Here is an 11,192-nt window from a genome sequence, read left to right as displayed (position 1 = left end):
GCCCCTCACCCCGACCCTCTCCCCGTAAGAACGGGGAGAGGGGGAAGAAATCGGAATCGGCGGGCATCGCGGTTATCCCAGGCGCGTGAAGGTCAGGCGTCGTGACCCCTTATTGTGACAAAATTTACAAAATAACATCTATTACATGTTCTTATGTTACATGACATCACCATTCAATGACAAGTGCTCTATACTCGCTTGGCTTTCTCGCGTTTAGCTCTCACGACGCGTTTCGCGATGCACTGTCAAATTTGTCGATTGGCGATGCGCGCGGATCGGACAAGTGGCTGAATAGGAGAGCACGATGACCAAAGGCAGCAATTTCTGGGTGATTGGCGGCGAGTTCGGCTCGATGAACTTCCACAAGCTCGTGGAAGGCTCGGCCCAGGTCAAAGGCCCGTTCAAGACCCGCAAGGAAGCCGAGGATTGCTGGCGCGAGGTCTCGGAAGAGAACCGTCACAAGGCCGGCGTCCGCTTCTCGATCGTGGAAGAGCCGCACCGCGCGCCGGCGTCCTGAAGCGCTGCCGCTGAACTGAATGGGTCCAGGAATGGACGGCCTCGTCCGGCGTGCGCCGGGTGGGGCCGTCTTCTTTTTGGGACATGGCGAGGAGAGTTTATGAGAAGTGGCTAAGTACCTGGAATTGAACGCGCTTTGCGGAGATCATGGTTGCTGCTAGGCTAACGGCGATTGTCCAGTGACGAGGCCGAACATGTCAGAGCCGCAGAACGGCGGGAGCAATGCCAGCCAGCCGCGTCCGGTGCGGCTGCGCGATGCGCTTTGGAAGGCGCGGATCGAGGCGGCCGACCGTACCGGCGTCGTGGTCGATTTGCGCGACGCCGAGGTGGCGCGGCTGGAGATCCTCAACGACGCGCTCGACCCGCTGTTTGCGGAGGTGCCGGAGCAGGTCGATCTGTTCGACCGCGGCGTCAGCCAGGGCGAGACGCCGCGGCTGTGGATCGACGTGGTCGCCCACATCGTGATGGGCCGCGACAAGCGCATGTACCGCTTCGTGCAGGACACCCGCTTCGGCCGCATCGTGCTCGCCGAATCGCACGACGTGCCGGTGATCGTCGATGCGGTGACCGACTACGTCGCGCGCCGGATGATCGAGCGCGAGCATGCGATGGTGGTGACGCCGGAGCCGAAGCCCGCGGCCGCGAAAAAGCCGCGCCGCTCGCGCGCGTGGACGTTCCTGCTCGGCTTCATCCTCGGCGCGCTCGCGCTGTTTGGGCTCGCGCTGTTTGCGAGCCTGCGGAGCATGTGAAAGGCTCTCCGTCATTGCGAGCCAACGGGTCCGCGCGAAGCGCGGCCCGATGACAGGCTCCGCGAAGCAATCCAGAAATGCGTCCGTGGGACGGTATGGATTGCTTCGTCGCTTCCGCTCCTCGCAATGACGGTGCGGTTCAAGCCTTCACCGACGGCCGCGCGCCCACGCGCTTGAACCAGGTGGCGATGTGGGTGTTGGCGGGATCGAGCGGCTGGCCGACCTGGCCGGCGAAATCGAGCATGCCGTAGAGAAAGACGTCGGCGAACGTGAAGCGCTTGCCGCAGAGATATTCCCGACCGTCGGCCATCTGCTCATTGAGCCATTGCAGGCGATTGGCGGCGATCTTCTTCAGCCCGGGCGAGGCTTCGGGCAGGCAGGTGATGCGGTTCTGGAACAGCTTCAGCCCTTCGCCGAAGCGGAAGCCGTTCAGTAGCGGCTCGGCGATGTTGAGGTCGACGCGGCGCGTCCACATCCGGCACTCCGCGCGCTCCTCCGGCGTCGATCCGATCAGCGGCGGGTTGGGCTGCTTCTCCTCGAGATACTCGCAGATCGCGACGATCTCGGCGAGGTGACTGCCGTCGTCCAGCTCCAGCGTCGGCATCTGGCCCATGGGATTGCGCTTCAGATGCGCGTCCTGCCGGTTCTCGCCGCCGCGCAGATCGACGGTCTGCTTCGGGATGTCGATGCCCTTCTCCGCCATGAACATGCGGACAATGCGCGGGTTGGGACCGACGGAATCGTAGAGCTTCATGCGTTTCTCCCCATGGAATATTTTCTTGTCGGCAGGCTTGCCGGTTCCATGAACAAGCCGGGCCCGGCTTTGTCAAATGGGGGCGGCCCGGAGCCCGCAATTTCGCTGTCTGCCCGCCATGCCGGCTCCACCATCCCGGCCCAATTCGGCCCCGGATGAGTTCCTAAAATTTCGGTAAGCGGGACCCGCGGTAAGGATTTCGCAAGCAATGAAAGTTACCAAAAGGTCAATCCTGACTGGAGTATTCGAGCCGTGAGCGAACAAATGCCCGAACGAGCCGGCGCGCAGCCCCCCGAGGCTTCGGCCGAGCCGAGCCCGGTGGCGCACGCCGAGGCCCCCTCGATTGCCCCCGACCACGAGACGCCGCCCAAGCCTGATGCGCCAAAGCCGGACGCGCCCAAGGCCGAAGCCTCCAAGGCCGATGTGTCGAAGCCCCGCGCAGCGGCCGAGCCCGAGCCGAAGGCCGGCAAGCTGATCGTGATGGCGTCCTCCGAACGCGCATGGGATCGCGAGCACCTGGACGCCAGGCCCGATGCGACGCAGGACGCGCGCAGTACGCGCCGGCTGTCGGCGATGGCGGCCGTGGTTGCGCTCGCCGCGATCGTCGGCGCCATCAGCGGTGCGCTGGCGACCGCCGGCGTCATGCACTTTGCCGCGAATGAAGCACCGGCCGCGGCCGACGACACCGCGCTGGAAGCGTCCGTCGCACGGATCGACGCCGACATCGTCGCGCTGAAGGCCAATCTCGAGCACACCGCCAAGGCGGGCGTCGGCCAGTTCAACAAGACCAGCGACCGTCTCGACAAGCTCGAGAAGGCGCAGGCTGAGCCGATGGTGAGAATCGCAAAGCTGTCCGAGGCCGTCGACAAGCTCCGCGCCGCGCCGCCGGCGGTAACTGCGCAGGCGGCTGCGCCAAAGGAAACGACCGGCTCGATCGCGCCGGCTCAAACGGCCGCCGCGGCTCCCGCGCAGGCGGCAGCACCCGCCGCAGCCACGCCGCCCAAGACCGAAATCGGCCGCCTGCCGACGGTCGAGGGATGGCGGCTGCGCGAAGTTGCCCACGGCGGCGCGCTGATCGAGAGCCGCAGGGGCCTCTATGAAGTCTATGCCGGCGATCCCGTGCCGGGGCTCGGTCGGATCGATGCCATCCGCCGCCAGGACGGCCGCTGGGTGGTGGTCACGAGCAAAGGCCTGATCGTCGCACGCTGAGCCGCGACCGGCCGAATTCGAGAGAGGCGCTTCACCGCGATGTGAAGCGCCTTTTGGCTTGAATAGCTTTGCCGGCGCGGTGTTAGTGGAGGCATGAGCCGCCGCGCCGTTCGTATTCTGGTCGCCCTCGCCGTCCTCTGCGGCGGCGCGCCACCGCTCCCGGCGGCCGAGAATGCGGCGCTGGAACGCGGCACGGCGATCACCGATCCCGCGCTGTTGCGCGAGCTCGACCAGACCGACGTCCTGAGCCTCTCGCGCCTGCTGTGGCCCGCGCGTAATGCGGACTTTCCGCTCACGACCGACGTGCTGTTCGCCACGTTGCCCCAACTCGCGCGGATTCGTCCGGCGATCGACGCGGAGTTCGATCGCTACGTCGCGCGCCACCTGGCGAGTTCTCCCGGCGATACCATCGGCGTGGGCGACGGCTTTGCCGTTCAACTGTTCGACCGCGCCGCGCTGAACTCCAGCCGGACGCGCTTCGTACTGGCGGGCATCGTCAACCGCATGGACCGCGCCTATGTGGCAGAAGCCTCCTGCGGCGAGATCCGGCTGATCTATCGTCTCGTCCGCATCGAGCCGGACGACGGCAAGACGCCGACGCGGCTGCCGATGACCCTCAATCTGGTCCTGAAGGCGAAGCACGACGGACAGAAGAACCGCGACGGCAAGATCGTCACCTGTGCGGAGATCGCCCGGCGCTGGCTTGGCAACGACGGCTGGCTGGACCTGATCGATCGCGAAGCCGTCCCGCAGGATGCGTTGCTGGATCGCATCGAGACCAACATCCAGATCGCGTTCGCGCCGAAATCGGCGCTGCGCGATTTCCGGACCGACTATTTGCTGAAAGTGTTCAGGTACGATGCGGATGCCAAGGTGTTCGAGGAGTCGCCCCTCGAGAACCAGATCGACCGCGACCGGATTCTCTCCGACGGCGATCTCGGTCGCGAGTTCAAGGCGTGGCTGCTCGCGCCCGAACATTTTGGCGCGTTCGATCGCGGCACGGTGCTGATCCCGGAAAAATTCCTCGCCAAGGCTGCAGTCGTACCAACGCCTGCAGGCGTGGCATCCTCGAAGCTGCAGCCGGAATTCGGACTGATGCAAGGAGAGGGCGAGAGCAAGCGCGATCCCGTGCTCACCGACGGCGACGTGGTCGGCGCGCTGAAGCAGGCGGCCGCGCGCGGCATCGCGCTCCAGAACATCCGCTCGGTCGCTGGCTTCCAGCGCCGGTTGAACGACATTACCTGCGCCGGCTGCCACCAGACCCGCGGCATCGGCGGCTTCCATTTCCCCGGCGTCGACTGGCTGGCGGACAAGCCGTCCGCCATCGTGCCGGCCTCGCCGCATTTCTTCGGCGACCAGGTCCGTCGCCGGGACATCCTCGCGGCCTTTCGCGACGGCAGGCCGCCTGATTTCTCGCGGGGCTTCACCAGCCGGCCGCAGACCCGCGGCAGTACGGAACTGGCGGGAACCGAGTATCAGGACGGCTGGGGCGCCTCCTGTTATCTGCAGGCGGCGGGATCGGGAAACGCCGACAGGAGTTTTGGCTCATGGACCTGCGCCAGGGGCCTGACGTGCCAGGTTCGGGGCGCGGCCTCCGGGATGGGCATGTGCTTCGTGCGGACTCGCTAGCCGCTCGTTACCCCACCGCTCCCGACGCGCGCAGCGTCTTGATCGCCGCCTCGTCGTAGCCGGCCTTGCGCAATATCTCGTCGGAGTGTTCGCCGACGCCGGGCGGTTTCTTCGGCTGCACCTTCTTCGCACCGTCGATCCAGATCGGGCTGTTGATGGTGAGCATGGTGTCGTTCTCGAACGGCACCAGCACCTCGTTGTCGAGCATCTGCCGGTCGTTGGGGATGTCGTCGAGGATGCCGACGACGCCGAACACCAGGCCGCTGCCGTCGAGGATCTTTCGCCATTCGGCGAGGTCGCGGGTGGCGAACACCTCGTCCAAAATCCTGATCAGCTCGACCGAGCGCGCGTGGCGGTCCGGCTTGGTGGCGAAGCGCGGATCGGCGATCAGGTCCTCGCGCCCGAGGCAGCGGGCGAGCGTCGGCCACTGCCTCTCTTCATTCAGCAGCGACAGGATGAGCCAGCGGTCGTCCCGGCACTGATAGTGGTTGGCGACCGCGTTGAGCGCGCGCTCGCGCGGCCGCCGCTCGCCGAACTTGGCGCCGCAGAGCTTTGCCTGCGCCAGCACGCTCGCGGCCCACACCCCGTTCGCCATCAGGTTGGAGGCGACATGCGATCCCTTGCCGGTCTTCTCGCGCTGATAAAGCGCGGTGACGATCGCGCCGTAGAACGCCATGGCGCAGGGGTGGTCGCCCATGCCGGCGACCGAACGGGCCGGCGTGGTGTGGATGTCGGCGCGCACGAGATCCATCAGGCCCGAGCGCGCCCAATAGGCGTTGCTGTCGAAGCCCGGCTTGTTGGCCTCTTCGCCCTTCTCGCCGTAGCCGGTGAAGGAGGCGTAGATCAGCCGCTCGTTGAGATGGCCGAGGTGCTCATGGGTGATGCCGAGCTTGGCGCGCACCTGCGGCGGCATGTTGGTGATGAAGACGTCCGCCTGTTCTACGAGCTTGTAGAGCACGGCCTGGGCGTCGGGCTTGGTCAGGTCGAGTGCGATGCTGCGCTTGTTCCGCGCCTCCAGCAGCCAGGCGAAATTGTGCTCGCTCGCGGGATAGCCGGGCAGGTTGGGCAGGTTGCGATAGGGGTCGCCCATGCCCGGCGGCTCGATCTTGATGACGTCGGCGCCGAAATCGGACAGCACGGTCGCGGCGGCGGGGGCGGCGATGAAGCTCGCGCAATCCAGAACCTTCAGGCCGTCAAAGATGCCCTTTTCCATCGTGGCGTTGCTCCCTCGCTCTTGTTGTTTCCCGCGCGCTGGAATTAGCGCTCCGCTGCCTGCGGACCATTTGACCGATGTTTGGACGGGATGCAACGTTCCTCGATGGCCTATTCCTCGCCCGCAAGCAGCGCGGCGTTGCCGCCGGCCGCAGCGGTGTTGACGGTGACCGTCTGCTCGGTGGCGAAGCGCGCCAGATAGTGCGGTCCTCCCGCCTTGGGCCCGGTGCCGGAGAGGCCGCTGCCGCCGAACGGCTGCACGCCGACCACGGCGCCGATCATGTTGCGGTTGACGTAGACGTTGCCGACCGCAAGCCGTGCGATGATCGCCTCCACGGTGTCGTCGATGCGGGAATGGATGCCGAGCGTCAGCCCATAGCCGGTGCGTTCGATCGCCCGCAGCACGGAGCCGAGGTCCTCGGCCGCATAGCGCACGACGTGCAGGATGGGGCCGAACACCTCCTCGGTGAGTTGGCCGGCATCCTCGAGCTCGAAGATGTGCGGCGTGACGAAGCAGCCTTCCGGCGCGACACCTGCGAAGTGCAGCCGCGCTTCCTTCGTCATGCGCGCGATGTGGGCGTCGAGCCGCTGCTTGGCCTCGCGGTCGATCACCGGCCCGACATGGGTCGCGAGATCGGAGGCTGCACCGACCTTCAATTCGCGTGCGGCGCCCGCGATCATCTCGATGATGCGGTCGGCGACGTCCTCCTGCACGAACAGAATCCGCAACGCCGAGCAGCGCTGGCCGGCGGAGCGGAAGGCCGAGGTGACGACGTCGTCGGCGACCTGTTCGGGCAGCGCGGTCGCGTCCGCGATCATGGCGTTGATGCCGCCGGTCTCGGCGATCAGCGGCACGATCGGTCCGTCCTTGGCCGCCAGCGTGCGGTTGATGGCACGCGCGACCTCGGTCGAGCCGGTGAAGACGACGCCGGCGATCTCCGGGTGCGCGGTCAGCGCCGCGCCGATCCGGCCGTCGCCGGTGACGAGTTGCAGCACGCTTGCGGGAATGCCGGCCTCATGCAGCAGCCCTACGGCCTCGGCGGCGATCCGAGGCGTCTGCTCGGCGGGTTTTGCGACCACGCTGTTGCCGGCCATCAGCGCCGCCGCGACCTGGCCGAGGAAGATCGCGAGCGGAAAATTCCAGGGCGAGATCGCGACGAACACGCCGCGCCCGCGCAAGCCGAGCAGATTGCTCTCGCCGGTCGGGCCGGGCATGGCCTTGCCTGCGCCGAACAGCCTTCGGCCCTGAGCGGCATAGTAGCGGCAGAAGTCGGCGGCCTCGCGCACCTCGGAGACGGCGTCGTCGAGCGTCTTGCCGCCTTCGCGCTGCAGGAGCGCCATGAAATGCGCTGCGCGCTGCTCCAGGAGATGCGCGGCCTGCTCCAGCGCGGCTGCTCTGGCTGCTGCCGGCGTGCGGCTCCACGCCGCGAAGCCCGCGCGCGTGGCGGCAACCGCCGCGTTCGCCTGCTCGGGTGTGGCGTCGGGGATCTTCCCGAGATCGGCTTTCTCGGCGGCGATGTCGGCGAGCAGGCGCTCGAGCGCGGCACGCTCGCCGAACTCGATGCCGCGCGAGTTCCGCCGTTCCGGCGCGAACAGGTCGCGCGGCAAGGGAATTTTCGGATGGCAGGCCCGGTCCGCCCGGACGATGATATCGGCGGGTCGCCGCAGCAGTGTCGCGACCGGGACGCGATCGTCCGAGGCCAGCGCCACGAAGGAGGAGTTGGCGCCGTTTTCGAGCAGCCTGCGCACCAGATAGGCGAGGAGATCGCGGTGGCTGCCGACCGGCGCGTAGGTGCGACAGGCAAGCTCGGGATAGTCCTGCGCGAGCTGTTGATAGAGCGCCTCCCCCATGCCGTGCAGGCGCTGGAACTCGAAACCGCCGTCGCTGCCGGCGAGCTCGAGCATGGTCGCGACGGTCAACGCATTGTGGGTTGCGAATTGCGGGAACAGGCGCGGCCGCAAGGCCAGGAGCTGTTGCGCGCAGGCGACGTAGTTGAGGTCGGTCATCGCCTTGCGCGTGAACACGGGATAGCCGTCGAGCCCGCGCTCCTGCGCGCGCTTGATCTCGGTGTCCCAATAGGCGCCCTTGACCAGCCGCACCATCAGCCTGCGCTCGAGCGCGCGCGAGAGTCCGTCGACGTAGTCGATCACCGCGCTCGCGCGCTTTTGATAGGCCTGGATCGCCAGCCCAAAGCCGTCCCAGCCGGCGAGCGAAGCATCGGCGAGCGTTGCGGCGATCACGTCGAGCGACAGTTCCAGCCGGTCGGCCTCCTCGGCATCGACGGTGAAGTTGAGGTCATGGGCCTTGGCGCGCCTGGCGAGATCGAGCAGGCGTGGCACCAGATCCGTCATCACGCGGCCGCGGCTGATCGCCTCGAAGCGCGGATGCAGCGCCGACAGCTTCACGGAGATGCCGGGCCGGTCGGGCAGGGGATGGCTGCCCGCGGATTTGCCGATGGTCAGAATCGCGCTGGCATAGGCATCGAAATAGCGCTGCGCGTCGGATGCCGTGCGCGCGCCTTCGCCGAGCATGTCGAAGGAGTAGCGCAGCTGTTGGCCCGGGCGCGGCCGTGCGCGCTCGAGCGCCTGTTCGATGGTCTCGCCGAGCACGAAGTGATTGCCCATCAAGCGCATCGCCTGGCGGGTCGCAGCGCGCACGGCAGGTGCACCGAGCCGCTTCACGAGCCGGCCGATGGTGCCCTCCGGCGTCTCGCCCGGCTGGATCACCCGAGCCGACAGGCCGAGCGCCCAGGCCGAGGCATTGACGAGGAAGGCGCTCGACTTCGTTTCGTGATGGACGAAGTCGCCCTCGCCGAGCTTGTCCTCGATGAACTGGTCGGCGGTGCGCGCGTCGGGCACGCGGAGCAGGGCTTCGGCGAGCACCATCAGCGCGAGGCCCTCCTTGGTGGAAAGCGCGAACTCGCGCAGCATGTCCTCGACCCCGCCGAGCGGGTCGTCATTGCCGCGCATCGCCTCGATCAGCCGCGTCGCGGTGCGGTCGATCCGCGCCTCCTGCGGCGGGGCGAGAGGCGCCGTCCGTAAGAGCCGGGCGGCAAGCCCGGCATCATCGGGGGCATAAAGCGCGCTGAAGGGCGGAAGGTCGATCGGCATGGGTGCTTCCTGTGACGGTTCGAACCCTAGTCGCCTGTTTGCCGTAGCTCGATAGACAAATTACTGATTTTGCCTTAGGAAATAAACTGAAACCAAGAATACTCCGCAGATAATATGGATCTGGATCGTATAGACCGCAAAATCCTCTCGATCCTTCAAGAGGATGGACGCATCGCCAATGTCGAGCTCGCCGAGCGCATCGGCCTGTCGCCGACCTCGATCGGCGAACGGCTGAAGCGGCTGCAGCGCGAGGGCTTCGTCGAAGGCTATGGCGCGCGGCTCAATCCGCACCGCCTCGGGCTTGGGCTTTTGGTGTTCGTCGAGGTCCTGCTCGACAAGACCACCCCGGAGAATTTCGAACGCTTCGCCCGCGCCGTGAAACTCGCGCCGGAAGTGCTGGAGTGTCACATGGTCGCCGGCGGCTTCGACTATCTGGTGAAGGCGCGGCTTCCGGACATGACCGCGTACCGCCGCTTCCTCGGCGAGCGGTTGCTGTCGATGCCGGGCGTGCGCGAGACGCGCACCTATGCGGTGATGGAAGAGATCAAGCGCGACGCACCCTTGCCGGTGGGCTGAGAGGTGCCGTCGCGATTGTCAGGGAGGCTGGCGTATTCAGGAGCGACGGGCGCAAAACGCAACCCACGCGCAATCGCAACGCCTGTCGAATGCACTTGTCGTCGTCTCGAAATGGATTGGGCCCCGCTCCCGGAAGGACTCCGGGAGGTGGCTAAGCCTTCGGGCTTATACCTTGAGGTTCTCTGCCGACGTCTTGCCCCGGTTTGCGATCTCTTCATATTCCACCGTCTGCCCCTCGTTCAGGGTCGACAGACCGGCCTTCTGCACCGCCGAGATATGCACGAACACATCCTTGCCCCCCGACGAGGGCTGAATGAAACCGTAACCCTTCGTCGGGTTGAACCACTTGACCGTACCTTTGGGCATCACGTCTTCTCCGCGGGCCTTCCTCCAAGACAGCCGAACCGCCAGTCCCCGCCAACCGGCCGGTTCGGAAGTAACAGGATACGCGGAATGTCGCGGGCTTGATAGATCAAACGATCATGGCGTTTGGCCGGAAATCGCACCGTATGGCGGCGGTTTTGCCGGTTTTGCCCGTTTCGCGCTCATGCGGCACCGCCGCCCGCAGATAACTCCTCAATAGGCCGCGGCAAGATAATCGACGATCTTGCCGATGTCGGCATCCTCGATCGGCGCACCGTAGACCTTGATCATCTTGGTCACCTCGGCCTGCCAAAACTCCTTCTTGTTCTTCATCGGCGGCTGCGTGTTGACGTAGTCGGCGGAGTGGCAGGCGGTGCAGTTGTTCTTGACCACGTCGAGATTGGGCCCCGGCCTGAAGGCGGCCACCTCGGGCGGCAGCCGATAGGAGATCGGCGCGGCGATTGCCGAGCCAAGGGCGGCCGCAGCCGTGATGGCGAGCAGGGGGAGAACGGTTCGCTTCATGGTCATCCCCCTCAGGCCGCGGTCACGCGAACGATTTCGACGACGTTGCGCAGGTACCCGGCCGGGTTCCAGCGCGGCTGGTCCGGCTGCGTCTCGCCGCCATTGCTGGTGGCGCGGACCTTCAATTCATGGGCGCCGGCTGCGAGCTTCACCGCCAGCTTCCACTCCCGGAAGGAATATTTGCCGAGGTCCTTGCCGAGCTTGGCCTGGGCCCAGGTCTTGCCACCATCGGTCGAGACCGCGACCTCCTTGATGCCCTTGCCGCCGTCGAAGGCGATGCCGCGCAGCGTCGTGCTGCCCGCCTTGAGCTTGGCGCCGTCGGGGACGCTGGTGATGAAGGAGCGCACGGTGAAGCGGTTGATCGGGATCGTCGCCTTCGGCGCCGTGCCGGGCTCGATGCAATTGCAGGGCGTGTCGGGGATACGGTAGGCCGACTTCATCCAGAAGCCGTCGTACACGCCGTCGATCACCGTGATCTCGTTGAGGTGCTTGACCCAGTAGGTGCCGTAATAGCCGGGCACGATGAGGCGCAGCGGGAAGCCGTTGAGGAA

General features: G+C 66.3%; 11 protein-coding genes. 5 read left to right on the top strand and 6 right to left on the bottom strand.

Features of this window, described 5'->3' with window-relative positions; translation table 11 throughout:
* Positions 1-304: 304 nt before the first annotated feature.
* Both KGM94_RS19060 and KGM94_RS19055 read left to right on the top strand, forming a co-directional pair.
* The gene (locus KGM94_RS19060; protein WP_300262843.1) at positions 305-517 is read left to right on the top strand and encodes a hypothetical protein; all 213 of its coding nucleotides are present in this window, start codon (positions 305-307) and stop codon (positions 515-517) included.
* A gap of 193 nt (positions 518-710) precedes the next feature.
* Positions 711-1,265, top strand: coding sequence for a hypothetical protein (locus KGM94_RS19055; RefSeq protein ID WP_300262841.1), 555 nt, complete (start codon positions 711-713; stop codon positions 1,263-1,265).
* 139 nt (positions 1,266-1,404) lie between these two features.
* Here the strand turns inward: KGM94_RS19055 and KGM94_RS19050 are convergent, their stop codons facing one another.
* Positions 1,405-2,019 carry a glutathione S-transferase gene (locus KGM94_RS19050; RefSeq protein WP_300262837.1) on the bottom strand — a complete coding sequence of 205 codons (615 nt, stop codon included), beginning with the start codon at positions 2,017-2,019 and terminating at the stop codon, positions 1,405-1,407.
* Positions 2,020-2,283: 264 nt separating this feature from the next.
* Here KGM94_RS19050 and KGM94_RS19045 point away from each other — a divergent pair, with 264 nt between their 5' ends.
* On the top strand, positions 2,284-3,228 hold the full coding sequence (locus KGM94_RS19045; protein ID WP_300262834.1) for a hypothetical protein: 945 nt from the start codon (positions 2,284-2,286) through the stop codon (positions 3,226-3,228).
* A 93-nt stretch (positions 3,229-3,321) separates the two neighbouring features.
* Complete coding sequence (locus KGM94_RS19040) at positions 3,322-4,857, top strand: hypothetical protein (RefSeq protein WP_300262831.1); 1,536 nt, start codon at positions 3,322-3,324, stop codon at positions 4,855-4,857.
* A 7-nt stretch (positions 4,858-4,864) separates the two neighbouring features.
* Here the strand turns inward: KGM94_RS19040 and KGM94_RS19035 are convergent, their stop codons facing one another.
* On the bottom strand, positions 4,865-6,070 hold the full coding sequence (locus KGM94_RS19035; RefSeq protein WP_300262828.1) for a CoA transferase: 1,206 nt from the start codon (positions 6,068-6,070) through the stop codon (positions 4,865-4,867).
* A 110-nt stretch (positions 6,071-6,180) separates the two neighbouring features.
* Positions 6,181-9,180 carry a bifunctional proline dehydrogenase/L-glutamate gamma-semialdehyde dehydrogenase PutA gene (gene putA / locus KGM94_RS19030; protein WP_300262825.1) on the bottom strand — a complete coding sequence of 1,000 codons (3,000 nt, stop codon included), beginning with the start codon at positions 9,178-9,180 and terminating at the stop codon, positions 6,181-6,183.
* 114 nt (positions 9,181-9,294) lie between these two features.
* Here putA and KGM94_RS19025 point away from each other — a divergent pair, with 114 nt between their 5' ends.
* On the top strand, positions 9,295-9,756 hold the full coding sequence (locus tag KGM94_RS19025) for an Lrp/AsnC ligand binding domain-containing protein (protein ID WP_300262823.1): 462 nt from the start codon (positions 9,295-9,297) through the stop codon (positions 9,754-9,756).
* A gap of 165 nt (positions 9,757-9,921) precedes the next feature.
* On the opposite strand, the gene KGM94_RS19020 is transcribed toward KGM94_RS19025, so the two are convergent.
* From KGM94_RS19020 to KGM94_RS19010, 3 genes are all read right to left on the bottom strand, one after another.
* Entirely contained in the window at positions 9,922-10,122 is a 201-nt protein-coding gene (locus KGM94_RS19020; protein ID WP_212461959.1) for a cold-shock protein, read from the bottom strand.
* A 210-nt stretch (positions 10,123-10,332) separates the two neighbouring features.
* Complete coding sequence (locus tag KGM94_RS19015; protein ID WP_300262814.1) at positions 10,333-10,641, bottom strand: cytochrome c; 309 nt, start codon at positions 10,639-10,641, stop codon at positions 10,333-10,335.
* Between the two features lie 11 nt (positions 10,642-10,652).
* Positions 10,653-11,192 (bottom strand): molybdopterin-dependent oxidoreductase (locus KGM94_RS19010; RefSeq protein WP_300262811.1); only part of this gene is annotated, 540 nt, incomplete at its 5' end.

It is taken from the genome of Bradyrhizobium sp. (genome assembly GCF_028868675.1).
Taxonomy (GTDB): domain Bacteria; phylum Pseudomonadota; class Alphaproteobacteria; order Rhizobiales; family Xanthobacteraceae; genus Bradyrhizobium.
Note: the sequence above shows the minus strand (reverse complement) of the source record. Positions and strands in the feature narration are given on the sequence as shown.